The following is a 24,077-nucleotide window of genomic DNA, read 5'->3' as shown; positions in this document are numbered from 1 at the left end:
CAACCGACAGGTTCGACGTCTGGAACCCACCGGTCACGGAAATGAAGAAAGGGCGACATGAGTGAAACGGGAGCCGGGCGCCGAGAGGCCACGGTCAGCGATGTCGCTCGCGCCGCTCGCGTGTCGAAGGCGACGGCAGCCCGCGCGCTCGGGGACTACGGCGCCGTCAGCGACGCCGTGCGCGACCGGGTGCAGAAAGCAGCGGACGAGCTCGGGTACCGCCCGAACGCCCTCGCGCGCACCATGAGCACAGGGCGATCTCACACGCTCGGCATCATCATCGGCGACATCGAGAACCCGTTCTTCGCGAAGGCGACTCGCGGCGCAGCCGATGTCGCAGCTGAAGCCGGCTACGACCTCATCCTGTCGAACTCTGACGAGGAACCATCTGTCGAGGCGAAAGCTGTCGCCGTGCAGCTCGCGAAGCAGGTCGACGGCCTGCTCATCGCGCCGGCATCGTCGCTCGAGCCCGGCAATCTGCAACCTGTGCTGGACGCAGGCAGGCCGCTGGTTCTCTTCGACCGTACGGTGCCCGGGGTCGACGTCGACGCCGTGATCACTGACAACCGCGGGGGTGCGCGAAAGCTCACGGAGCTGATGCTCGGCGCCGGTCACCGGCGCATCGCCTTCATCTCCACGCTCGCACATGAGGGCGACTTCCTGACCGGAGAGGAACTGTCGTCATCTGCGGTCGCCGATCGAGTCGTCGGCTTCGTCGAGACACTGTCCGCTGCGGGAGTGGCGCGCCCTGAATCCTTCGTCCACCTCAACGCTCGACGCAGGGGCGTCGACGCCCTCGCGTCCCGATTGCTCGACGGCGACGACGCAGTCACCGCGATCATCGCCTCCGACAGCCTGATCGCGCTGGCGGTGTTCAAGGCCGCACAGGAGCGTGGTGTCCTGATCCCCGAGCAGCTGTCGCTCGCAGGATTCGACGACGCTCCGTGGATGAGCCTGACCACCCCCGGGATCACCGTGGTGGAGCAGCCCATCCATGAGATCGGCGAGCAGGCCACGCGGACCCTGCTTCATCGCATTCGCGGCGACGGTCGCCCCCCTGAGACGACCGTCCTACCTCAGACGCTCATCGAACGCGGGTCGGTGGCGCCGCCACCGAACAGATGAGGGGCCCCGTGCGGGACAGGAGACGAAGGTGGTGCGCCCGTATTCCGGGGCGCACCGCCTTCGTTGACTCAGCGGCCGCGGATCGCGGCGGTCGCTGCCTCGTCGATGCTGAAGTCGGACCCGACGACCACCCCGTAGTCCCGTTCTGCAGCGCCTCGTGACACGAACCCGTTACGCACGTCATTGGCGACGGCGGCAGGGTCCCGGCGGAACGGATCGCCGTAGCCGCCCCCTCCACCGGTCTGGTTGACGAGGACGTCGCCTGCTTCCAGTCGGTTGTAGCTGCCGCCTTGGATGACCTCGCGATCGGTTCCGGGGTTCATCACGATCCGGTTCGGCTTGCCCTCCGACCCGCCGGCGATGGACCACGGCTCCGTCTTCGTCTTGTAGACCAGGCAGATGCCGGTGGCGGGGGCGGTGAAGCGGTACGAGCGGCTGACGCCCACGCCACCCCGCTGCTCACCAGCCCCGCCTGTGTCGGGGCGGTAGCCGTAGTGATCGATGATCATCGACGACTTCGCCTCGAGCACCTCGACAGGGTTGTTCCGGCAGCCGGGCTCCGAGAGATGCATGATCCCGTCCTCGCCATCGTGGTGCGCGGTGCCGCCGAAGCCGACCGCCTCGTTGGTCGCCTCCTGCCACGGCTCACCGGTGCGTGGGTTCACTCCGAGGCCCATCATCGAGCACACGTCGCCGCCCGAGCAGGCGGGAACCAGCTCCGGCATGCCCTGTGCCAGAGCCTTCAGGATGACCTCGCCCGCGAGCAGACCTGTCCAGAGGGTGAATGTCGGCATAGGCGGCACGGCGTGCATGACCGACCCCGGCACCGTGACCACCCTCAACGGGGCGAAGTTGCCCGCGACGACCGGGGAGTCCGGAGTCGTGAGCGACTTGAAGATGAGGCTCGACAGCGCCTCGGTCTGGCCCGGCGGCAGGTTGATGGGGCCCTCGACGTTCTCGGCGCTGCCGGTCCAGTCGACCACCATCTCCTCGTCCGTGACCGTCACGGTGCACTGCAGCTTGACGAGGTCGTCCTTGTTGATGCCGTCGTCATCGACGTAGTCGACCGCGCTCCAGGTGCCCTTGGGCAGCTTGGCGAGCGCGAGCCTGGCCAGCTTCGCACCGTGCTCGTTGATGGTCACCATCGCCTGGGTGAGCGTTCGGACGCTGTACTTGTCCGCGAGCTCCTGCGTGCGGCGCACGCCCGTCACGCACGCCGACACCTGCGCTTGGATGTCGCCGATCGTGTGCTTGGGCATGCGGCTGTTGAATCGGATGATGTTGAACACATCGTCGTTGCGCTCGCCCCGGCGGTACAGCTTCGAGGCTGGGAGCATGAGCCCCTCCTGCGAGCGGTCGGTCGAGTCGAGCACGTAGCCCGGATCCTTCTGATTCAGGTCCGTCACGTGCACACGGCAGGAGGCGAACCCGATCAGCTCGTCGTCCACGTGGATCGGGGCGAAGACGAGAGGATCGAGTGTGTGGGCGCTCGACCAGTAGGGGAAGTTGATGATGAAGACGTCACCGGGCTCCATCGCATCACGGCCGAGGAACTCGATCGAGTGCTTGATGCCGGCATCGTTGCCCCTGGTGAACACCGCGATACCCGGCGCGTCCGCGACCACGTCTCCGTTGGCGTCGTGGATCCCGATGCCGTAGTCGTGGATCTCGTAGACCACGGTGTTGTAGGCGGTGCGGCACAGGTTGCGCGCGACCTCCTCGGCGGCGGCCAGCAGGCCGTGCCTGATGATTTCGGTGGTGATGGCGTCGGCCACGTCAGGCCCCCTTCTTCGCGTACTGGATCGAGATGATGAGCTCGCCGTAAGCACCGACCTCGAGTCGGTCGCCGGCGTGCAGCACAGTGGTCGCCGTGTGCTCGGTCACGACCACGGGCCCTTCGATGACGTCGCCGGCCATGAGCTCCTCACGCGAAACCAGGGCGTACTCCGCGGTCTCGTCGCCGTCGAGCACGACCGTGCGCGTTCGCAGCTCGGGTCCTTCGCCTTCCGGACGGCGCATCGCCTTCGGCAGATCCGGCTTGTCGACGATGCCGACCGCGCCGAGGCGCAGCGTCGTCGTCTCGATCGGATCGTCCATGGTGTGGCCGTACTGGCGCAGGTGCAGACGGTCGAACTCCGAGCGGATGGCCTCTCGGGGGTCCGTGCTGTTCTCGGGGTAATCGACCGTGACCGCGTGCTCCTGGCCGGAGTACCGCACGGCGACGACCCGGTGGAAGAGCATACTGTCGTCGTCGAATCCCTCGGCACGCAGCGTCTCGCGCGCCTCCGCTTCCATACCTGCGTAGAGCGCATCGGCCGCATCGGCGTCGAGCTCGTCGAGAGCCTGCAGGCTCGTGCGCGAGTAGTCGTGTTGCACGTCGGCCATCAGCATCCCGAGCGCCGAGAAGGCCCCCTGCCCCGGAGGCACGATCACCTCGGGGATTCCCAGCTCACGCGCCACGTCGACCGCGACGAGTCCCCCGCCGCCGCCGAATGACAGCAGCGCGAAGTCCTTGGGGTCGTGACCGAGCTCGATGGTGATCGCGCGCACGGCGCCCATGATCTTGGTGTTCGAGATCTTCACCATCCCGCGCGCCAGCTGGGTGACGCTGAGCCCGAGTTCCTCGGCAATCGGGCGAAGCGCCGCCAGCGACTTCTCGCGGTCGAGCGTGAGCTCACCGCCGAGCGGAGTGTCCGTCCCGAGGTAGCCGATGGCGAGGGCGGCATCGGTGAACGTGGGCTCCGTTCCGCCACGGCCGTACGCGGCCGGTCCAGGCATGGCGCCGGCGCTCTTCGGTCCGACCTGCAGGGCGCCGGCTTCGTCGAGGTAGCCGAGTGACCCGCCGCCGGCGCCGATCGTGTGGATGTAGAGGGAGGGCGTGTTGATGGGAAGTCCCTCGAACTCTGCGCCGTGGTAGAGGACGGGGTTGCCGTCCTGCACCAGCGACGCGTCGAGGCTGGTGCCGCCCATGTCGATCGTGATGAGGTTGGGCCTGTCGATCAGCTTCGCGAAGGCGGCGGCGCCGACGACACCGCCGGCAGGCCCGGAGAGGATCAGGTTCACGGGCTGCTCGCGCGCGGACGACGCGGTCATCGCCCCTCCGCCCGAGCGCGACATGAGGAAGCGTCCGTCGAAACCGCGCCGTTCCAACTCGCCTTCGAGCGCCTTCAGGTAGCTGCGCATGATCGGCTTGATGTAGGCGTCCAGCACGGCAGTGCTGGTGCGCTCGTACTCGCGGTATTCACGCGAGAGCTCATGCGACAGGGTGATCTCGACGCCCGGCGCCTCCTCCGCGAGGATCTCGCGCATGCGCAGCTCGTGCGCGGGGTTCGCATAGGCGTGCAGGAAGGCGACCGCCACCGCGTCATACCCGCGACGAAGGATCTCACGAGCGACCTCGCGGGCGTCGTCGTCGTCGAACGGCGTCGCGACCGAGCCGTCGAACATGCTGCGCTCGGTCACCTCGAAGGTGTCGTACCGCTCGAGCAGGGCCTCCGGTTTGCGGTAGGCGATGTCGTACATCACCCTTCGGTCGGTGCGACCGAGCAGGTAGACGTCTCGGAAGCCGCGCGTCGCGATCGTCGCGATACGCGCGCCCGTGCGGGTCAGCAGTGAGTTCAGGCCCAGGGTGCTGCCGTGGTTGAACGTCGAGACCTGGGCGGGGTCGGCGTCGGCTTTCTCGAAGGCGGCGAGCACGCCCGCCGTCGGTTCGCTCGGTGTGGTCGGAACCTTCTCGAAGCGGAGCTCGCCGGTGTCGGGCACGAGTTTCACCACATCGGTGAATGTGCCTCCGACGTCGATGGCGATTCGGACGTTCTCGGACATTGCAGGGGTCCTTCCGTAAGGGATCGTTGATGTTTTCGAGCAGCCCGTGGAGACCCGGGGTGGCCCGGGCCGTTGCCGCCGGAATGCTGCGGGGAGGTGCCGCGCGTGGCGGCTAGCGCTTGTCTCGCCCCGCCGCGGCGAGGCCGACCGCCGCGAGGATGATGAAGCCGGTCACCATGTCCTTGAGCTGGGGGTTAAGATTCAGCAGGTCGAAGCCGTTGCCGATCAGGGCGATGAGGAAGACGCCCGCGACCGATCGCCATACCGCCCCGATGCCGCCGTAGATGCTCGTGCCGCCGAGGATCACCGCCGCGATCGCACTCAGCTCGAGCCCGGCGCCCGCAAGGGGCTGCCCCGATGCGATCCGCGAGACGCCGATCGCCGCGGCCGTGCCGGCGGCGAGACCGCTGATCACGAACACGAGGATGCGGGTGCGGTCCACGTGGATGCCGGAGAGCTCAGCCGCCTCCGCGTTGCCGCCGACGGCATACACCCGGCGACCGAACAGGGTCCGCGACAGCACGAACCAGAGGATCGCCACCACGACTATCATCACCAGCACCGCGATGAAGACGCCTCCGACGCGGTTTCGCCCCAGCGTCGTGAACCCGGGCGTCGTCACGGTGATCAGGCTGCCCCCGGTGGTGAGCACGGCGATCGTCGTGAAGATCATCGACGATGCGAGCGTCGCGAGGAACGAGTGCACCCGGAGGCGGGTGATGACCGTGCCGTTGAACGCCCCGAGGACGATGCCGATCAGTGGTGCCGCACCCAGCGCCAGGGCGACATTGCCCGTGGTCACCGCGAGCCACGCCGCCACGACGCCGGCGACGCTGTAGATCGCGCCGGTCGAGAGGTCGAAGTTCCCCGAGATGATCACGAAGGTCCCGGCCGCGGCGATGATCACGAGCGGAGCGTTCTGATTCAGGATGTTGACGATGTTGCCGAAGGTGAAGAACGACGGCGACAGGATCGCGAGCGCCACGAGCACGGCGGCGAGCAGCAGCAGCACCGCGTACTCGATGACGAGCTCCTTCGCCGAGAATTTGCTGCGGGCGCGGGTTCGCGTCACGGTGGTGTTTGCGGCCTCCGTCATGCTGCCGACTCCTCTCCTGTGGTCACGTGAAAGAGCTGGAACAGAACATCTTCCACGGTGGTCTGCTCGGGGATGACCTCCCCGAAGGTCTGGCCCTCTGAGACCAGATAGGCACGGTGAGCGAGTTCCATGATCTCCTCGTGCTCAGACGAGATCAGCAGCACCCCGATGTCCTGAGCGGCGAGGCGGACGATGAGCTCGTAGATGGTCCGCTTCGCGCCGACGTCGACACCGCGGGTCGGCTCATCGAGGATGATCAGCTTCGGCTGCGCGGCGAGCGCCTTTCCGAGCAGGGCCTTCTGCTGGTTGCCGCCCGAGAACCATCCGACGGGAAGCTCGATGTCCGGCGGCCGGATCTCGAGCGATTCCGCGAGATCCCGCGCGATGCGCTTCTCGCTTCTTCGATCGACGATCCCGCCGCGCGCGCGGGCGGGCAGACTCGACAGACCGATGTTCTCGCGCACCGATCGCTGCAGCACGAGGCCGTCCTTGTGACGGTCCTCCGAGACGAGCACCAGCCCCGCGTCGATGGAGTCCTTCGGCGTCCGGCCGACCCAGTCGCGGCCATCGAACCGGATCTCACCTGACACCACCTGGTCCAGGCCGAACACCGCACGCAGGCACTCCGTACGGCCGCTGCCGACGAGACCGAGCATGCCGACGATCTCGCCTGGGCGCACCTCGAAGCTCATCCGCTCGACGCCCGTGCCGGTGCGCAGCTCCCGCACCGAGAGGAGCGGGTCCACCGGTTCAGGCCGTGGCGGGCGATCCGGGTACGCCTGCTCCATCTCTCGGCCCAGCATCGAGGTCACGAGCTCGTGCTTCGACACCGTTCCCGCGTCGACGGTCTCGATACGGCGACCGTCTCGCATCACCGTGATGCGGTCGGCGACGCCCAGAACCGAGTCCAGGAAGTGCGAGACGTAGATCACGCAGCAGCCTCGATCGCGGAGCGTCCGCATCAGGTCCTCGAGCTGCTCCATCTCGTGCGCCGTCAGCGACGAGGTCGGTTCGTCCATGACGATGATCCGCGCATCACGTGCGAGGGCTCGCAGGATCTCCACCTTCTGCTGATCTGCGATGCGCAGGTCACGCACCTTCTCACCCGGGTCGAGGCCGAATCCGATCTGCGCGTCGAGCGCCGCGAAGCGCTCTGCGATGTTGCGCCGCTCGATGCCGAAACGGTGTTCCTCGGCGCCGAGGAACACGTTCTGTCCTACGGTCAGGTCGGGCACGAGCGCGAGCTCCTGCGCGATCATCACGATCCCCCGTCGCTGAGCGATCCCCGGGTTCCACCGGTCGACCGCGGTGCCGTCGACGACAACCTCGCCCCGGTCAGCGGCATAGATGCCGGCGATCACCTTGCCGAGAGTCGACTTGCCTGCGCCGTTCTCGCCGACGAACGCGTGGATCTCGCCACCGCGCACATCGAGCGACACACCGTCGAGCGCCTGGGTCGCGCCGAAGCGCTTGTCGACTCCGCGGAGTTCGACCAGGACGGGTCCGCTGGCAGCATCCTGCATGGATCAGCCGTTCCACTCGCCGGTGAAGTCGGGCGCTGCCTCGAGGTCCTCCTTGGTGACCATCGGCGGCAGGTCGACGAGCGTGTCCGCGTCGACGACGGCCTCGACCTTCTCTCCGCGCAGCTTGTTGATCAGCTGCTCGAGCGCAGCCTCTCCCATGCTCACCGGGTAGTTGAGGTAGTCGTTCGTCCACTTCCCCTCGCGCACCGCCTTCACTGCCTCGGTGGTGCCGCCTCCGCCGGTGAGGAAGATCGACGACGGGTCGATTCCGGCGTTCTCGAGAGCGATCTGCGCGCCCATCGTCTGCTGGTCGGCGTTGCTCAGGATGCCGTTGATGTCCTTGTTCGCCTGCAGAAGGTTCGACACCGCCGTGAGCGACTTGTCGCGGTCGTAGGCGCCCTCGACCGTGCCGACGATCTCGATGTTGTCGTGCGCGCCGAGGACGTCCTTCCACGCCGCGATGCGAGCGACGTCGAGCGGCGAGTTGAGGAGCCCTGCCAGCAGGCCGATCTTGCACGGATCGATCTCCTTGCAGTACTCGACGACGGTCTCCGCCTGGCGCTCGGCCCCCGCCGAAGGCGGCGAGGCCACGGTCGACACGACGCCTTCGGTCTGCGGCTCCATCTTGTCGATGTCAGGACCGATGGGGTTCAGCACCGACACGACGGGGATGTCGTTGCCCAGAGGGAATGCCGCGGCGAGACCCGGTCCGTCCTGCGGCACGACGATGACACCGCTCGCCTGCCCGGTCGTGCCCGCGTTCTGCAGCTGAGACAGCTGCGTGTTGGCGTCGAACTGGCCGTCCTGGATCTTGGTCGTGATGCTGATGCCGAGCTCTTTCTCGAGCTCCTTCGCCTTGTTCTGCACGCCCTCGTACACAGCTTGGTTGTAGCCGTTCTGGGACGAGGACGCGAGAAACACTATCGAGAAGCCGTCGCCGTCACCGCTTCCGCCACTGTCGGCAGTGCATGCGGCGAGGGAGACGCCGAGCGCGAGGATGCCGGCGCCGGCGATGATCCGTGGGAGGTGCGTCATTGCATTCTTCTTTCGTGAGGGGTTCGGGTGGGCTCAGATCTCGGTTCTGGACACGCGGTGGTCGACCTCGTACAGCCGACCGACCCCGATGCGGGCATCGGCGAGGAGCGCCGAGAGCTCAGGGGCGGTGCGCCCGCGATTCGGGTGGTCGAGCCACTCCTGATACGCGGCTTCGTCGGGCCACACGGCAGTCACGATGATCTCCCCCGACCCGTCGATCGCTGTGGCGATCTCCGAGCTGACGGCGCGGGTCAGGTCGAGCGACTCCTGCAGAATCGCCTCGTTGCGGTAGAGCTCCAGCACGGACTCCGCCTGCGCTGGTGACGTGTGCAGGGTCAGGACTGAGCGGATCATCAGGTCTCGTACTCCATTGTCTCGATCGACGGGTTGCGGCGGTGCGGTTCGGTCGATCCGCGGCGCTGCCCCATGAAGCTATCCACCTTGCATCGAGTGCCTCTGTGCAAGTTGCACATTGCGGAAGCATCCTGAAATGCAAAAGAATGAACTGACTGATACCGGCAGGGACACACGCCAGGTATCCGAACCACGATTCGCAAGGGAGCGGACGCATGCGCGTCGGTATCGCAGTGCTGGAGCGGCGCGTCGCCGCCGCGCTGCTGCGCCCGGACCGGACGCATTCGATAGTGGAAGACGCGGTCATCGGGGCCCGGGTCGAGCAGTCCGTCGACCGGCTACTCGGTCGCATCGCGCAATCCGCGGATACGGTGTCGTCGATCGTGTTCGACCTGAGCGGCGTGCTGCACCGCACGGACGCCGCGCCGCTCGCCCTCGTCCGCATCGCTCCCCGGCCGCCCGTCGCGCTCGCGGATGAGCCGCGCGCCGGCGACGCGCCCATCCTTCACGTTCGAGGAGGACACACGACACTCGGCGAGGAGCTCGCGCCGTTCGACGCCGAGGGGTTCCGAGCGGCCGCCGCCGCGATCCCGGCCGGATCCCGCGTCGTCATCACGAGCGTCGGCGCGCTCGTCAACCCCGCGCACGAACTCGCCGCAGGCGAGATCCTGCTCGAGCACGGCGGGCCGCTCAACGTGGTGTTCTCCCACGCCTTCGACAGCAACTCCTTCGCGACCCGAGAGCACACGGCGATCCTGAACGACGCGCTCGTTCCCGACGCGGAGACGCTCGCCACCTCACTCGCACTCGTCGCCGGGCGCCGGTTCCCCGAGGCCCGCCTCTCGGTCACGCGGAACGACGGCGGCCGTGTGCCGCTCAGCCGGCTCCCTGCCGAGCCCATCCACTCGGCTTTCTCGGCCGCTCCGATCGAGTTCCTGGGTGCGGCGGCGCTCTGCGGACTCGACGACGGCGATCTCCTGCTCGCGACCGAGAAGGGGCTCACACTGGGGACGCTGCGCGCGGGCACGCCTGCCGTTATACCGCGGCTGCGCTGGAATGACACCCGCCTGTCGACGCAGGCCGCCCACCTGGTTCCCGCGACCGAGATCCTGCTCCACGGACGGACGCCGGCGCCCCGGCTCGTGCGGGTCGCCGGAGCTTCGCTGCCCGTCTGGCTCGACGATGAAGGCGCGGTGGAGACCGATGATGACCTGCGGGCGCTCGGAGCCGCCTGCGCTCCGCTCTCCGACTGGGCCCTCGGAACCGTCGGCGCCGTGAACGCGACGGAGATGGCGCAGGAGCTGCAGGCGGCCGAGGCGCGGGTCCGTGGCAGGCTCGCCGCCTTCGGGGCGCTGCCGTCGTCCGTCCGCATCCTGGAATCGCAGCTCGTGGCCACCACTTACGAGCACGCGCGAGTCGTCTCGGTGCGTGTCAGGGGAGTCGCCGGCGACCCCGTCGGCGACCTGCTCGACAGGGGGGTGCGCCGTGCAGCTCAGCGCTGAAGACGTCCGGCACCTGCGAACGGGCGCACTCTTCCTCGCCTGTGCCGCCGATCCGGAGTGGTGCGATGAGCAGCAGGACCGGATCCTCGCGCGCATGGCGAACGGGAATGAGGCGCCCGAGCTGCTCGGTGTAGAGGACCTCGAGGAGGATGCGCTCGTCGCCGCCGTCGGCTTCGTCAACAACGGACTGCCGCTGTCTGAGCTGCGGCCGGCCGGCGACGAGTTCGTCAGCAGCGTCGAGCTGCTCGAACGCGAGCTGGAGACGCGCATCGAGGGGCTGTTCCCGCTCGCGGCGGCAAACGTGAACTCGATGGTCCCCCTGCTCACCGGAATGCAGCTCGGGCGCCCCGTCATCGATGCCGATCCGATGGGGCGAGTGTTCCCCCTGCTGTTCCAGTCGCTGTTCACCCTTGCCGGCCTTCCTGCAGGGCCGCTGGCTGCGACCGGCCCCGTCGGAGAATCCGCGTTCCTGCGCGTGCGCGAGCCCCGGCGGGCGGAGCGCCTGGTCAGAGCCCTGGCCGAGGAGTTCGGGGGCTGGTCGGCGACGGCGCTCTACCCGATGACGGCCAGGGACCTCGCCCGGACAGGGGTGCTCGGAAGCGTGTCGAGGATGGTGCGCATCGGGAGGATCCTCGACTCCGACGCGACCACGAGCGAGAAGCACCAGCGGCTCCGCCGGAGCGAGGGCGTGCGGCGGATCATCCGGGCTCGGGTCGCGGACGTCGCCGGACTCTCCCGCCCCGCGCCCGCCGGCGAGCCGGATCACCCGTCGAGCGTCGTGCTCATCGAGGAGTCGCAGGGTCGCTTCGTGCAGCTGGAGATCCAGAACGAGCTGCTCCTGCTGATGGTCGACGGCGCACCGGAGGCGGTGATCCCCGACATCATCACCATGCTGCATCCGGATGACGGTCGCGTCGCCAGCCTCGACGACCTGTGGGTGGGCAACACGCTCGACCTGGTCGTGCTTCCGGCGGCTCCGCAGTGGTACACACCGGAGGGCCGTCGCCTGGCCGCTCCCGAGACACTGCACTCGCTGCTGCCCGACCGAGGAAGAGGCCCGACATGAACCGATCGTCTGCGGGAGCCGTCGAGCTGCGCGACCTCATCGATGCCCGCGAGCTCACCGGGCTCTCCGTGCTGCACCTCGTATCCGACCGCAGTCCCGTTCGCGACCTCGCCCTGGTCTCCGATTTCGAGGACATCGGATCGGTCGGCCCTGACACCGTGGTGCTGCTCGCGCGAGGCGCCGCACGCGGAGGCTGGATGATCTCCGCAGCCCTGCGCTACGCGTGGGAGCGCCGGGCGTGCGCGCTCATCGTCCCTGAGCAGCCGTTCACCGCCTCCGTCATCGAACTGGCGAAGCGCCTGGAGGTCTCGCTGCTCACCACCCGTCGCGACATGACCCGCCTGGCCATCGATGCCGCGATCCGGATCGGAGCTGCACGCGCCGAGGCGATGGTGCGCGTGCGCGCCGTCGTCGACCGGCTGGCCGACGTGCCGGGGCCGGCGCAGGCCGTCGAGATGCTCTCCGACGAGCTCGGTGGCGCCGAGGTGTGGATCGAATCGTCGGGGGCTCGCACCCTCGCGTCGCCGGTGCCTGCCGGCAGCGAAGCACAATCGCAGCGCTCGTCGCTGGTGAGGGCGCGCCTCGGGACGAGCGCAGAGGGTCGAGACGCCGAACCCGACCTGCTTCTCGCCAGGGTGCCCGCCCAGGCCGTGGTGTTCGGCGAGCAGCTGCTCGCCGGCGCGGCGTCCTCGGTGAGGGCACTGCTGCTCGAGCAGCGCCTGAAGGCGACTCGCTCGTCACTTCCGGCGATCTCGATCACCACTCTCACCGGCTCCGCTTCCGTCGCGTCATTCACGGATCCGGAAGCAGGAGAGATCGGGACCCGGCCGCAGGCGCCCCTCGACGGTTCCTTCTTCGCCGTGTGCCTGCTCACGTCCGAGCCCGACCGGGTGGGCGCGCTCGTGCATCAGCTCTGGCTGATGGCGTTCCCCGAAGCCCCGCTCGCCCGATTCGACGGCGGCTGGATCGGGTTCCTGCCCGCCGAGGATCCCGGCCAGCGCACGAGGGCACTGGAGCAGGTGAGAAGCAGTTTCGTACGCGCGGCGGGAGCCCCGATCGCCGGAGGCTCCTCGCGCATCCACCGCTCCCCCACCGAGGCGAGGCATGCCGTCCGGGAGGCCTGGCTGGCGGCGCGTCTGGCGGATCCCCCCACCACGTCGGGCGACGCACCCGGCTCCGATGCGCTCGTGGAATTCGAGAGCGCACCCCTCCGCCTGATGCACCGCCTCGTGCCGGTCGATCTCGCCGAGCAGCTCGTCGCAGCGCTGTTCCCACGCCTGCTCGCCGACCCGTCAGCGCCTCGCCTCATCAAGGCGGTGGTCGGCTACCTGTCGGCGAACGGGTCGATATCGACCGCCGCCGCACGCCTCGGCCTGCACCGCAACACCGTGCAGTCGAGGCTCCACCGCGCGGCAGAGCTCGACGTCGATCTCACCGACCCCGCCCATGTGCTGCCCATCCACCTGCTCTTCCAAGCCGTCCGGCACAGCGAGGGCCTGTTCCTCGAGAGCGAGAGCTGAGCGCGAGCGTCGGGGTGCCGGCCACGAGGCAGCGCAACCGGGGGTGCAATGCGCTCACGGGACCGTCGAGCCACGGACGACCAGGCTGGCGTTCATGCGCTGCACACCGAGCGGCAGCGGCGTTCCCGAGATCGCGTCGGTGAGGAGACCCGCCGCCTGCTGACCGAGCTGAGTCAGTTTCATATCGACGCTCGTGATGGGAGGGGCCGTGTCCGCGACGAGCAGTTCCCAGTTGTCGAAACTGGCGATGGCGACCTCTCCGGGCACCGCGATGCCGAGCATCGCGAGTGCACCCAGAGCGCCTCGCGCGATCTGGTCCGAGTCGCAGACGATCGCGTCGAACTCGACACCCCTGTCGATCGCCATCAGAGCGGCGGAACGACCCCAGCGTTCGCTCCACTCTCCGTAGCTCGTGCGGTCGCTGAGCCGCAAGGAAGAAGCGGAGGCACTGATGAACGCATCGATTCCCTGCGCTCGGTCGCGCGCGGCTGCGTCGCCGAGCGGGCCTGTGATGTGGAGCAATCGCTGTCGTCCGATCACCGCAAGATGCTCCGCGACTTTGAAGCCGGCATCCACGTTGTCGATGGTGAGCGAGCAATCCTCGGCTGACTCCGAAGGAGTGTAGACATAGACGATCGGAAAGTCGTGCGAGGTGCCGAGCGAACGCCGCGGATCCGTGCGGCTTCCGACGACCATCAGCGCATCGACCCGCTGCTGTACGAAAGTGTCGACGTGTCGGAGTTCTCTCACTGTGTCGCCCCGAGCGTCGCTCAGGAGAATCGATGTCTGTTCCGCCCCGAAGGCGTCTTCAGCCCCCATGAGGATCGGAAGACTGAAACGACCCTCGAGATCGGATGTCAGAAGGCCGACTATGCCGGTTCTGCCGGTCGACAGACTGCGCGCTTGCCGATTGTGTACGAACGCAAGCTGTTCGGCAGCGCGTTGCACACGCAGGCGCGTGGCAGGTGCGACCTCTTTCCGACCATTGAGGGCCTTTGACGCAGTCGCCACGGAGACACCGGCGAGCTTCGCGACATCCGTCAGCTTGGAGCTCGGTCGTCGCATGTCGCTCCTCGCAGCGGTCGCAGTCGAAATTCTGGTTGTCGACTCTGATCCTACAGGCCACCCGGAATTCCGGGGTGAGGTGTCGCCTATTCGTGAAACTTTGAAAACGGTTTCGGCTTCCCGTATGCTGGCCGACGATGATCCGGGCGCGCGCGCACCCGATGGGCATACAGTGACGAGGGAGTTGCGTGGAAGTCATGAAGGAAACGCGTTCAGGCGCCGTCGGCCCCAACGTGTTCGGGGTGCGTCAGCCGATGCCGCTCGGCGCGGCGAAAGTCGCGGGCGGGCTCTGGGAAGCGTGGCACGAGCGGAATCGCAAGGTCACGATCCCGCATGGTCTCGACAAGCTCGAGAGCTACGGAAACCTCGATAATCTCCGACGTCTGGTCGGAGAGTCGGACGCCCCGTGGCGTGGCCCCCTATTCGCGGACTCCGACGTCTACAAGACGCTCGAAGCCATCGCGTGGGAGCTCGGACGCGAAGACGACCGAGAACTTCGCGAGTTCTTCGACGACACGGTCGAGCTGATTGCTCGAGCACAGGACGAGAGCGGATACCTCGACTCGGCCTTCATGGCGAACCCCGGCTGCGAGCCGTGGTCGAACTTCGAGCATGGTCACGAGCTCTACGTTCTGGGACACATGCTGCAAGCGGCTCTCGCCGCGAAGCGGGCAATGGCCGACGACCGATTGCTTGCGGTCGCCGTCCGTTTCGCCGACCTGGTCGATGACCTCTTCGGAGCCGAGGACGACGTCGAATACTGCGGGCACCCGCTGATCGAGATGGCGCTGATCGAGCTCGCGCGAGAGATCGGCGAGGAGCGCTACACAGATCTTGCGGAGCGCTTCATCCGCCGCCGGGGATCGGGTTTCATCGAGAGCGCTCGATTCGGAGCCCCGTACTACCAGGATGACGCCAGCGTGCTCGAGACCAAGATCATGCGAGGCCACGCCGTCCGCGCGATCTACCTGAATGAAGGCGTCACCGACCTCTTCTTGGAGCGAGGCGATCCAGCCCTCCTCGAAGCCATGCGGACGCAGTGGGACGACATGGTCTCGTGCCGCCTGTATCTGACCGGTGGCACGGGCTCACGGCACCAGGACGAGGCCTTCGGTACGGCCTATGAACTGCCCCCGGACCGTTCGTACTCCGAGACTTGTGCAGGTATCGCGTTGTTCGGCTGGTCGTGGCGCATGTATCTCGCCACAGGCGAAGCTCACTATCTCGACATCGGGGAGACGACGCTGTACAACGTCGTCCTGTCCGGCATCTCGGCTGAAGGAGACTCGTTCACCTACAGCAATCCGCTGCAGCGCCGGCCTCACCATATCGCCAGCCGCGAGGAAGAGATCGCGAAGCGCCTCCCGTGGTTCGCGTGTGCGTGCTGCCCGCCGAACTTCATGCGAACTTTCGGCTCGTTGGAGCAATACGCAGCGAGCATGAATGGTGACACCCTCGAGATCGCTCATTTCGCGGAACTGGACATCGAACTCGATGACGCCGTGATCGAAGTTCGCACGGCGTATCCCGCAGACGGGCGCGTCGAAGCACGCGTCAACGGCGATGCTTCCAGGCGCCGGATCGCGTTCCGTGTCCCGGCTTGGGCCGCCGAGGGCGACGTCGCCATCGAAATGGATGGACGGGTGATCTCGGTTCCGATCGCTGGTGGATGGTGTCGGCCCGACGTCGATCTCATCGACGGCACGGTGATCGTCATCGAGTTCCCGACCGCACCCCGGGTGCGCTATCCCCACCGTCGGGCAGACGCGATGCGCGGGACTCTTGCGGTGACCCGCGGACCGGTCGTGTACTGCGCCGAGGCTTCGCACAACGACTTCGACATCGACCTCGCAGAGGTCCAGGCCGTCGACGTGCGCACGAAGTCGGGCGGCCCGATCCTCGGTCTGGGGCCGGCGCTGACCATAGACGTGCGAGTGGCGGACGCGGATAGCGACGCCGCCCTGTACAGCTCGGAGCCGGTCGCGCCTAGCGCAGGAGAAGTCCGACAGCTCGAGCTTCGGCCGTACGCCGCATGGGGAGAGCAGCCAAGCGGCGCCATGCGCGTCTGGCTTCCGCTCCCGGCGTTTCCGACACACCCCACCCTTCGATCCTGACCCGAGAACATAAGAAAGGTACTGACGTTATGCGTAAGCAGATTCTCCGCAGCACCGGCGTGGCCGTGACCGCGCTGTTAGCAGTCGCCGGATTGAGCGCCTGCTCCGACGGCGGCTCATCGAGCACCCTGACCATCTGGACCCGGACGGACGGCGAGTCGTACATGCGCGACCTCGCGAAGAAGTACGAATCGGAGAACGAGGGTTTCAAGGTCGAGGTCACCGCAATCCCGAATTCGGACGTCGCGACGAAGTTCGCTCAGGCTCTCAGCGCAGGCGACGTGCCGGACGTCATGGCGATGGATGTAGCCATGGCGGCATACTTCGTCTCGAAGAACGGCTTCGAGGACATCACGGACCGTATCGACGAGCTCAGCTACGCAGATACGCTACTCAAGGGACAGCTGGATGCGGGGACATCGGACGGCTCGAATTTCGTCGTACCGTTCACCGCGGATGCGTCGGCGCTGTTCTACAACAAGGACCTCTTCGAAGAAGCCGGGCTGGACCCCGAGCACGGACCGCAGACCTGGGACGAGTTCGTCGACGCGGCGAACGCGATCGGTGCGCTGGGCAGTGACTATGAGGGCTACCACTTCTCCGCCGGCTGCGGTGGTTGTGCGGCGTTCGTCCTCGCACCGATGCTGTGGGCCGCAGGGGGCGACTTCCTCGACTCTTCGAGCGGTTCGCTGAACCCGGCTCCGACTTTCGACGACCCGCTTGCGATCGAATTCATCGAGAAACTGCAGAGCGCGGTTGAAGGCGGTGGGATCACGACGGCCTCGCAGGTCGACGGTGGCGAGAACTATGGTGGCGCGTTCGAGAACGGCAAACTCGGCATGGTGTCGACGGGGTCGTTCCAGCTGGCCAACTTCATGGCGAACCCGCTGCCGTTCAAGCTCGGGGTCGTGCCACTCCCTGGTAAGAAGGCCGGCGAGAATGCGGCTTTCACAGGCGGCGACGTGCTCGCTATCCCGAACGGCACTCCGAACAGCGATGCAGCGTGGAAGTTCCTCGAGTGGGCCACCGGCGACGATGCACAGACCTTCCTCTCCGACGGAGGCTTCACGCCAGTCCGTACCGACCTGCTCGAGACCGTGTACAGCGAGAAGGGGCCGGAGTTCGCGGCCATGGCCGAAGCGACGACCAACGGTCGCGTGCCTGTGACCGTGTCGTTCACATCGGTCTACAGCGACGCCAACGGACCGTTCGTCAGCCTGATGCAGGCGGGGGTGTTCGGGAAGGACGTGCCCGCGGCGGCCGCGGCGGCACAGGACGCCGCAGAGCAGATCTTCGAGAGCAACGAGTAACCGACCCCGGGGCGCTGGCGAGCGACGTAGCCGCCAGTGCCCCGGCTGGACAGCGAGCAGAACAATGACGATTTCGAGCAGAATGCCCCACGGGAGACGGCGGCAGGCGCGAGGCCATGCCTGGGCCGGTTTTCTGTGCACGGTACCCGCGCTGGGACTGACGACAGCGCTGTTCGTCGTGCCACTTGTACTGATGATCTGGATGAGCCTGCATAAGTGGCCACTACTGGGTGATCAGACCTTCGTCGGCCTGGGCAACTACATAAGGGCGTTCACTGCTGACGGTACGTTCCTCATGTCCGTCCAGTTCACCCTGATCTACACGTTGGTGATCACACCCGTCCTCTTCATCGCCGGCCTCGCGCTTGCGCTCTTCGTGCGCCGCCGCAGCAGAGGTTCGGCCCTCTTCCGGACCATCTTCTTCAGCCCGTATGTGATCGGTTTCGCAGCCGCAAGCTTCCTCTGGTTGTGGTTCGTCGACCCCCAGGCCGGGCCCATCGCTGCGATCACCGGTTCGTTGGGGTGGCAGTTGGATCAGACATCGTGGCTCACGGAGACCGTTCCCGGCACGATCAACGTCATCGTGATGGTCACGTGGAAAGTCGTGGGCTTCCAGATGATCCTGCTCCTCGGTGGGCTCAACGGCGTCCCCGGTGAGATCATCGAAGCGTCACTCGTCGACGGCGCGAGCTGGCTCCGTCGTATGTTCAGCATCATCCTGCCGCTGATGAAACCGACGATCGTGCTGCTCCTCGTCTTCTCGATCTCGGGTTCGCTTCTCGCTTTCGAACAGTTCTTCCTCATCACCAAGGGACGACCTGACAACGAGACGGTGACGGCTGTCTACTGGATCTACAACGCGTCGTTCAAGAAGTTCGAACTCGGCTATGGCGCTGCACTCTCCGTCATCATGCTGATCATCCTGCTGATCGTCGCCGCCGTGCAGGTTCGCGTGATGAAGGGGGTGGGACGCCATGACTGAGGTCGCGCCCAGCACTGAGTCACTCGTCACCGGCACTCCACGCCAGGTATACGGACAACGTACACGGGGCCGCACGAAGAACACCCTGTGGTGGGCCGCCGGGATCGTGCTCGCCGCGATGTTCGTCTTTCCGCTGCTCTCGGCGGTCACCGGAAGCTTGAAGTCACCGGCAGAGCTCCGTGAGCGTCCCGCGACGATCTGGCCGAAGGAACTTTCCTTCGACGCCTGGCGACGTCTCTTCGACCCCACTGAAGGCGTGATGACAGGTGTCGGGAACAGCCTCGTCGTCACAGGCCTGACGGTGGTGCTGGCTGTCGCGCTCTCGACGCTCGCGGGATATGGCCTTGCCAGGTATCGATTCCGAGGTTCGGGCACCGTGTTCACGGTCATCCTCGCAGGCATGATGATTCCCTTCACGGTGCTGCTCACACCGATCAGCGTCGTGCTTCGCGAACTGGGGCTCTTCAACAGCCTGATCGGCGTCGCGCTGGTCTACACCACGTACCAGCTCCCGTTCTGCGTGTTCATCATGCGCAATTCCTTCGCGGCGATCCCGATGGAGATCGAAGAAGCGGCGATGCTCGACGGCTGCACACGAGGAAAGGTGCTGGTGCGCGTCTTCCTTCCCCTGGTGCTGCCTGGCATTGCGACGTCGGCGATCTTCGCGTTCCTGAACGCCTGGAACGAGTTCCTGGCTGCGCTCGTGCTGCTGACCGATCAGAACAAGTTCACGTTGCCGATCGTTCTGCAGAGCAACCAGATCGGCAGGATGGGAACTGTCGACTGGGGGCTCCTCGATGCCGGAGTCGTCGTGTCGATGGTGCCCTGTCTCATCGTGTTCTTCCTGCTGCAGCGGTACTACGTGGCCGGAATCTTCGCCGGAGCCGCGAAGTAGGAAGACTCACTGGTCCATCGGAACGGCGCTCAAACTATCTGACCCCGCGTTCATTGCCACGCGGCGCCACATCAGTCGGGCGTTGAGGGCCACCTAGGATCACGGTCGCCAGTGCCCCGTGCATCCGTTGGAGAGTCAAGGTGGCGTCGTTGATCGACGCCACCCCTCGAGCGGTCAGTCGACCAGAGGTGAGTAGACCTCCAGCTTGTCGTTGTCGATGAGCCATTTGACGGACTCGAAGACCGTGTCCGCGGCGGAGTGCTGAGGGACGTAGCCGAGGAGGCGATGTGCCTTCTCGGTGGTGACGAAATGGCTGCGGACGAGATGGTCCCAGCTGAGGTCCGCGTTTCTCGCCCCGACATCGGCTCGGAACTCGTCCCAGGTGACGGATTCCAGCGTCGCGGACTTGCCGAACCAGGAGGTCGCCGCCGCCGCGTAGCCGCGGACGGTGAGGGCGTCGTTCGCGGTGATGAAGAAGTCCTCTCCCGAAGCCGCCTCGCGGTTGTTCACGGCGAGCTCGAAAGCGAGGGCAACGTCATCGGCGTGCACGTGTGCCATCGACTCCGCACCGAGCCCAGGGATGGGCAGCGCTTCGCCGGCGGCGAGCTTCTGCCAGACGCGAGCGTCAAGATTTCCGGTCGGTCCGATTGGCGCCCAGCCGGGCCCGCTGATGTGGCCCGGGTGCATGGTCGTTGTGCCCAGTCCGCTCTCCGCGGTCTCTGCCTTGAGCATGCGAGCGATGTCGTGCTTGGCAACGCCGTACTCGCCGAACGGCGCGGGGGCGTTGTCCTCAGACATCGGCAGCACTTGGCTGGGACCGGCCCGCCAGATGGATCCGCAGAACAGGTAGTGGTCGACGTTCCCGCGCAAGCGCTCCACGAGCGTCGCGGCGGATTCGAGCGTGAAGCAGACGAGGTCGATGACGACGTCGGCGTTCAGCTCGACGACACGGCCGGCGAACACGCCCTGCGCGTCTTCCTTCTCCCGGTCTGCGGCCACCTGGGCAACGTGGCGCCACTCGGCGGAGTCCGTGTACGGCACGGAGGTGCCTCGGCTGACGTTGATCACCTCGTGTCCGGCTCGTACAAGGCGAGGGACGAGGAAAGATCCGATGCGGCCCGAGCCACCGATGACCAGCACACGCATGAGTTGTCTCCTACTGGTTCGTCGCGGGGATAGCGTCGTCGTCCGCGGTCTTTGCAGGACGGACGGTGGTGTCGGAAGCTTATCCAGTACCAGTGGGATCTGTACCCGACCAGCATCGCGACGCACGCGATCATCAGCACCATCCGACGACGCAGGGGTCGCTTACGATCCAAACCATGCGTCACGGCCTACTCTCGGCGTCCTCGCTGAAGTTGCAAGAAGGGCCGCGGAATTGAACAATTCCGCGGCCCTTGGGGGATCACACATGGCTCGTGAAAGATCACAGCCGATCTACGGACATGTGCGGCGTCACGCTACTGGGCGGGGACTGCTGCACGAATAGGTGACATCTGATCTGGCTTGCCCGTGGGGGTGGGCCTGGAAGGATGTTGCTGTGCCCAAGCCCTACCCGCGAGTTCCGTGACGACGTGGTTCGCGTTGCCCGGGGTCGCGAGCCCGGCATGACCATCGAGCAGATCGCGAAGGACTTCCGGTGTCCACCCGATGACGCTGCAGAAATGGCTGCGCCGCGCCGACGTCGACGAGGGCGCCAAGCCCGGCCAGACCCGCACCGAGGCTGCCGAGATCCGTGAGCTGCGGAAGCGGAACCGTCTGCTCGAGCAGGAGAACGAGGTGCTCCGCCGCGCGGCGGCGTATCTGTCGCACGCGAACCTGCCGGGAAAATGATGTACCCGCTCGTAACGGAGCTCGCCGATGCAGGGATCCCTGTGACGGTGACGTGTCGGGTGCTCAAGCTCTCCCGCCAGCCCTACTACCGGTGGCTGGCGACCCCCATCACGCCGGGCGAGGTGGTGGAGGCGTATCGTGCGAACGCGCTGTTCGACGCCCACCGGGACGACCCCGAGTTCGGACACCGGCTGCTCGCCGACGAAGCCCGCGATGCCGGTGAGGCGATGTCGGATCGCACCGCGTGGCGGATCGCGTCCAGCAACGGCTGGTTCAGCGCGTTCGGGAAACCTAAGCGCGGCAAGCACCGTAAGCCGGGACCGCCGGTGCACGACGATCTCTGCGCCGTCGTCGATGAGCACGGCCGGACCCGGCACGTGTTCGCCGCCGAGACTGCGAACAAGCTGTGGTTGACGGACATCACGGAGCACCAAACCGCCGGGGGCAAGCTCTACCTCTGCGCGATCAAGGACGCGTTCAGCGGGCGGATCGTGGGGTACTCCATCGACTCGAGGATGAAGTCCCGACTGGCCGTCCAAGCGCTCGAGAACGCGATCGCCATGCGCGGTGACGTCGCCGGCTGCATCGTGCATTCGGACCGAGGATCTCAGTTCCGAAGCCGAAAATTCCGGCGCGCGCTCACCCGTCATCACATGGTCGGAAGTATGGGCAGAGTCGGGTCGAGCGGAGACAACGCCGCCATGGAAAGCTTCTTCGCGCTGCTGCAGAAGAACGTCCTCGACCGCCGCTCCTGGACCACGCGCGAGCAACTGCGCATCGCCATCGTCACCTGGATCGAACGCACCTACCACCGCCGCCGACGCCAGGCCCGCCTGGGCCGTTTGACGCCCATCGAGGTCGAGACCATCATGAACACGACCGTCGCACTGGCGGCGTGACTACAACCTGTCACCTATTCGTGCAGCAGTCCCGAACACTTGCGGCTGATGATGTCACCGGCGAGGCTCAAGGGCCCGCCGAGGTTGTTGCTACCCGCCGAGATAACTCCGCGGATACGATCCTTGGCGCGCTCATCGTTGAGGACCGGAATCAAGTGCTTGGGCAGGGGCCTTGGTACGGCGCCCTTCTTATTCTTCCGCCGACACGCTTTGTCTGGTGTACAGAGGAGCGCCGAGGGATTCTTCCAACATGACTATCGCTCGGAAATGGGGCCAGGCAGTTCCCGCAAGCACGCGGCGGACGGTTCCCTCCTGCAGTCCGGCATCTGCAGCCACACTTCTGATGCTCTTCTCCCCCATCGCTGCTCGCAGGTTCACCGCGAACCTGCGAGCAGCCTCACCGGCCGGATCGTCCGACTCACGGTCCGGCCACGAGGTGGTCAGCTCAGCGGGAGTTGGATGTGGCGTGTTCGGCATCCCACTCCTTGCCCCGATGTCAGTGTTTCCTTGCGCCAACTACGGAATCAGCGCCAGACGCTGTGACGTGTGCCAACTTCAATGTGGTGCGGCGCCACATTCTGTGACGCCGCACAGATGAGATCAGAAGTCCCAGTCGTCGTCTTCGGTGGCCTCGGCCTTGCCGATGACGTACGACGAGCCCGACCCGCTGAAGAAGTCGTGGTTCTCGTCGGCGTTCGGCGACAGTGCCGAGAGGATCGCCGGATTCACGTTGGTGACCGTGGAGGGGAACATCGGCTCGTAGCCGAGGTTCATCAGCGCCTTGTTGGCGTTGTAGTGCAGGAACTTCTTGACGTCCTCGGTCAGACCGACGCCGTCATAGAGGTCCTGGGTGTACTGCACCTCGTTCTCGTAGAGCTCGAACAGCAGGTTGAAGGTGTAGTCCTTCAGCTCCTGACGGCGCTCCTCGGTCTCGTTCTCGAGGCCCTTCTGAAACTTGTAGCCGATGTAGTACCCGTGCACGGCCTCGTCACGGATGATGAGGCGGATGAGGTCGGCCGTGTTCGTCAGCTTCGCCTTCGACGACCAGTAGATCGGCAGGTAGAAGCCCGAGTAGAACAGGAACGACTCGAGCAGCGTCGAGGCCACCTTGCGCTTGAGCGGGTCGTCACCACGGTAGTAGTCGACGATGATCTGCGCCTTCTTCTGCAGGTTCTGGTTCTCGACGGACCAGCGGAAGGCCTCGTCGATCTCCTTCGTCGAGCACAGGGTCGAGAAGATCGACGAGTAGCTCTTCGCGTGCACCGACTCCATGAACGCGATGTTGGTGTACACCGCCTCCTCGTGCGGGGTGATCGCGTCGGGGATCAGCGAGACCGCGCCCACGGTGCCCTGGATCGTGTCGAGCAGCGTCAGCCCCGTGAAGACGCGCATCGTGAGCAGCTGCTCCTCAGGAGTCAGCGTCTGCCACGACTGCACGTCGTTCGACAGTGGCACCTTCTCGGGAAGCCAGAAGTTGTTCACGAGGCGGTTCCACACCTCGAGGTCCTTCTCATCCTCGATGCGGTTCCAGTTGATCGCCTGCACGTGGTCGATCAGCGTGAGCTTCGGAGAGGGTGTCATCGACGTTCCTTGATCAGATCTGAATGGATGTTGGGGCGGTCGCGCGGCGACCGCCCCGGGGGTTAGACCCGCTGAGTAATCGTTCGTCCAGCGTTCCGTGCCGCCTCAACAGCGGTAACGAAGCGCCCGGAACCCGCATCCCGGGCGACAGAGCGTGAGTTGCTGCTGCCAGCCCCCACGTTCTCCGTCACGGTGTACTGCGGCCAACGAGCAGCCGTAGCGTTGGAAACGAACTTGCCCGTACGGGCACTGCGATTGACAGTTGCCATCTGGCACCTGCCTTTCTCCGCCGAAGCGGATCTCCCGCAGCGAGCCTCGGATCGGGCGACCCAAGTACAACTCGTATAGGCTG

Annotated in this window: 18 protein-coding genes and 1 pseudogene; 9 read left to right on the top strand and 10 right to left on the bottom strand. The window is 66.2% G+C overall.

The window, feature by feature from the left end; translation table 11 throughout:
- Positions 1–57 precede the first annotated feature (57 nt).
- On the top strand, positions 58–1,125 hold the full coding sequence (locus PGB26_RS07985) for a LacI family DNA-binding transcriptional regulator (RefSeq protein ID WP_271637111.1): 1,068 nt from the start codon (positions 58–60) through the stop codon (positions 1,123–1,125).
- Positions 1,126–1,193: 68 nt separating this feature from the next.
- On the opposite strand, the gene PGB26_RS07980 is transcribed toward PGB26_RS07985, so the two are convergent.
- From PGB26_RS07980 to PGB26_RS07955, 6 genes are all read right to left on the bottom strand, one after another.
- Positions 1,194–2,900 (bottom strand): hydantoinase B/oxoprolinase family protein, encoded by a 1,707-nt coding sequence (locus PGB26_RS07980; protein ID WP_271637110.1) that lies wholly within the window; start codon positions 2,898–2,900, stop codon positions 1,194–1,196.
- A gap of 1 nt (position 2,901) precedes the next feature.
- Positions 2,902–4,950 carry a hydantoinase/oxoprolinase family protein gene (locus PGB26_RS07975; protein WP_271637109.1) on the bottom strand — a complete coding sequence of 683 codons (2,049 nt, stop codon included), beginning with the start codon at positions 4,948–4,950 and terminating at the stop codon, positions 2,902–2,904.
- 112 nt (positions 4,951–5,062) lie between these two features.
- Positions 5,063–6,046 (bottom strand): ABC transporter permease, encoded by a 984-nt coding sequence (locus PGB26_RS07970; protein ID WP_271637108.1) that lies wholly within the window; start codon positions 6,044–6,046, stop codon positions 5,063–5,065.
- Positions 6,043–7,569, bottom strand: coding sequence for a sugar ABC transporter ATP-binding protein (locus PGB26_RS07965; protein WP_271637107.1), 1,527 nt, complete (start codon positions 7,567–7,569; stop codon positions 6,043–6,045). The genes PGB26_RS07970 and PGB26_RS07965 overlap by 4 nt, the downstream gene beginning before the upstream one ends.
- 3 nt (positions 7,570–7,572) lie before the next feature.
- A complete protein-coding gene (locus PGB26_RS07960) occupies positions 7,573–8,604 on the bottom strand; it encodes a sugar ABC transporter substrate-binding protein (RefSeq protein WP_271637106.1) in 1,032 nt (343 codons plus the stop codon).
- A 33-nt stretch (positions 8,605–8,637) separates the two neighbouring features.
- The gene (locus PGB26_RS07955) at positions 8,638–8,958 is read right to left on the bottom strand and encodes an antibiotic biosynthesis monooxygenase (RefSeq protein WP_271637105.1); all 321 of its coding nucleotides are present in this window, start codon (positions 8,956–8,958) and stop codon (positions 8,638–8,640) included.
- A 215-nt stretch (positions 8,959–9,173) separates the two neighbouring features.
- Here PGB26_RS07955 and PGB26_RS07950 point away from each other — a divergent pair, with 215 nt between their 5' ends.
- The 3 genes from PGB26_RS07950 to PGB26_RS07940 are packed head-to-tail and all read left to right on the top strand — an operon-like array spanning position 9,174 to position 13,046.
- Entirely contained in the window at positions 9,174–10,460 is a 1,287-nt protein-coding gene (locus PGB26_RS07950) for a hypothetical protein (RefSeq protein WP_271637104.1), read from the top strand.
- Positions 10,444–11,526: a DUF917 domain-containing protein gene (locus tag PGB26_RS07945; RefSeq protein ID WP_271637103.1), complete on the top strand. Its 1,083-nt coding sequence runs from the start codon at positions 10,444–10,446 to the stop codon at positions 11,524–11,526. The genes PGB26_RS07950 and PGB26_RS07945 overlap by 17 nt, the downstream gene beginning before the upstream one ends.
- Positions 11,523–13,046, top strand: coding sequence for a PucR family transcriptional regulator (locus tag PGB26_RS07940; RefSeq protein WP_271637102.1), 1,524 nt, complete (start codon positions 11,523–11,525; stop codon positions 13,044–13,046). Before PGB26_RS07945 ends, PGB26_RS07940 begins: the two co-directional genes overlap by 4 nt.
- A 54-nt stretch (positions 13,047–13,100) precedes the next feature.
- On the opposite strand, the gene PGB26_RS07935 is transcribed toward PGB26_RS07940, so the two are convergent.
- A complete protein-coding gene (locus tag PGB26_RS07935) occupies positions 13,101–14,111 on the bottom strand; it encodes a LacI family DNA-binding transcriptional regulator (RefSeq protein WP_271637101.1) in 1,011 nt (336 codons plus the stop codon).
- A gap of 197 nt (positions 14,112–14,308) precedes the next feature.
- Here PGB26_RS07935 and PGB26_RS07930 point away from each other — a divergent pair, with 197 nt between their 5' ends.
- From PGB26_RS07930 to PGB26_RS07915, 4 genes are all read left to right on the top strand, one after another.
- Positions 14,309–16,225 (top strand): glycoside hydrolase family 127 protein, encoded by a 1,917-nt coding sequence (locus tag PGB26_RS07930; RefSeq protein ID WP_271637100.1) that lies wholly within the window; start codon positions 14,309–14,311, stop codon positions 16,223–16,225.
- Between the two features lie 29 nt (positions 16,226–16,254).
- The gene (locus tag PGB26_RS07925) at positions 16,255–17,535 is read left to right on the top strand and encodes an ABC transporter substrate-binding protein (RefSeq protein WP_271637099.1); all 1,281 of its coding nucleotides are present in this window, start codon (positions 16,255–16,257) and stop codon (positions 17,533–17,535) included.
- Positions 17,536–17,599: 64 nt separating this feature from the next.
- Entirely contained in the window at positions 17,600–18,517 is a 918-nt protein-coding gene (locus PGB26_RS07920; protein WP_271637098.1) for a carbohydrate ABC transporter permease, read from the top strand.
- The gene (locus tag PGB26_RS07915) at positions 18,510–19,412 is read left to right on the top strand and encodes a carbohydrate ABC transporter permease (protein WP_271637097.1); all 903 of its coding nucleotides are present in this window, start codon (positions 18,510–18,512) and stop codon (positions 19,410–19,412) included. Before PGB26_RS07920 ends, PGB26_RS07915 begins: the two co-directional genes overlap by 8 nt.
- Before the next feature lie 174 nt (positions 19,413–19,586).
- Here the strand turns inward: PGB26_RS07915 and PGB26_RS07910 are convergent, their stop codons facing one another.
- Positions 19,587–20,558, bottom strand: a complete 972-nt coding sequence (locus PGB26_RS07910; protein WP_271637096.1) for an NAD-dependent epimerase/dehydratase family protein — start codon at positions 20,556–20,558, stop codon at positions 19,587–19,589.
- A gap of 394 nt (positions 20,559–20,952) precedes the next feature.
- Here PGB26_RS07910 and PGB26_RS07905 point away from each other — a divergent pair.
- Positions 20,953–22,144, top strand: a pseudogene (locus PGB26_RS07905) (IS3 family transposase).
- Positions 22,145–22,158: 14 nt separating this feature from the next.
- Here PGB26_RS07905 and PGB26_RS07900 read toward each other — a convergent pair.
- Both PGB26_RS07900 and nrdF read right to left on the bottom strand, forming a co-directional pair.
- Entirely contained in the window at positions 22,159–22,299 is a 141-nt protein-coding gene (locus PGB26_RS07900; RefSeq protein ID WP_442922976.1) for a hypothetical protein, read from the bottom strand.
- A 445-nt stretch (positions 22,300–22,744) separates the two neighbouring features.
- A complete protein-coding gene (gene nrdF, locus PGB26_RS07895; RefSeq protein WP_271637095.1) occupies positions 22,745–23,725 on the bottom strand; it encodes a class 1b ribonucleoside-diphosphate reductase subunit beta in 981 nt (326 codons plus the stop codon).
- Positions 23,726–24,077 lie beyond the last annotated feature (352 nt).

This window comes from Microbacterium sp. nov. GSS16 (assembly GCF_028198145.1).
Classification (GTDB): domain Bacteria; phylum Actinomycetota; class Actinomycetes; order Actinomycetales; family Microbacteriaceae; genus Microbacterium.
This window is presented reverse-complemented; position numbering and strand designations above follow the sequence as displayed.

Bases quoted from the DNA above. Each gene is read 5' to 3' on its own strand.
- PGB26_RS07985 (WP_271637111.1), top strand. From the start codon at position 58: ATGAGTGAAACGGGAGCCGGGCGCCGAGAGGCCACGGTCAGCGATGTC.
- PGB26_RS07975 (WP_271637109.1), bottom strand. From the start codon at position 4,950: ATGTCCGAGAACGTCCGAATCGCCATCGACGTCGGAGGCACATTCACC.
- PGB26_RS07970 (WP_271637108.1), bottom strand. From the start codon at position 6,046: ATGACGGAGGCCGCAAACACCACCGTGACGCGAACCCGCGCCCGCAGC.
- PGB26_RS07965 (WP_271637107.1), bottom strand. From the start codon at position 7,569: ATGCAGGATGCTGCCAGCGGACCCGTCCTGGTCGAACTCCGCGGAGTC.
- PGB26_RS07960 (WP_271637106.1), bottom strand. From the start codon at position 8,604: ATGACGCACCTCCCACGGATCATCGCCGGCGCCGGCATCCTCGCGCTC.
- PGB26_RS07955 (WP_271637105.1), bottom strand. From the start codon at position 8,958: ATGATCCGCTCAGTCCTGACCCTGCACACGTCACCAGCGCAGGCGGAG.
- PGB26_RS07950 (WP_271637104.1), top strand. From the start codon at position 9,174: ATGCGCGTCGGTATCGCAGTGCTGGAGCGGCGCGTCGCCGCCGCGCTG.
- PGB26_RS07940 (WP_271637102.1), top strand. From the start codon at position 11,523: ATGAACCGATCGTCTGCGGGAGCCGTCGAGCTGCGCGACCTCATCGAT.
- PGB26_RS07935 (WP_271637101.1), bottom strand. From the start codon at position 14,111: ATGCGACGACCGAGCTCCAAGCTGACGGATGTCGCGAAGCTCGCCGGT.
- PGB26_RS07930 (WP_271637100.1), top strand. From the start codon at position 14,309: ATGAAGGAAACGCGTTCAGGCGCCGTCGGCCCCAACGTGTTCGGGGTG.
- PGB26_RS07925 (WP_271637099.1), top strand. From the start codon at position 16,255: ATGCGTAAGCAGATTCTCCGCAGCACCGGCGTGGCCGTGACCGCGCTG.
- PGB26_RS07920 (WP_271637098.1), top strand. From the start codon at position 17,600: ATGACGATTTCGAGCAGAATGCCCCACGGGAGACGGCGGCAGGCGCGA.
- PGB26_RS07915 (WP_271637097.1), top strand. From the start codon at position 18,510: ATGACTGAGGTCGCGCCCAGCACTGAGTCACTCGTCACCGGCACTCCA.
- PGB26_RS07910 (WP_271637096.1), bottom strand. From the start codon at position 20,558: ATGCGTGTGCTGGTCATCGGTGGCTCGGGCCGCATCGGATCTTTCCTC.
- nrdF (WP_271637095.1), bottom strand. From the start codon at position 23,725: ATGACACCCTCTCCGAAGCTCACGCTGATCGACCACGTGCAGGCGATC.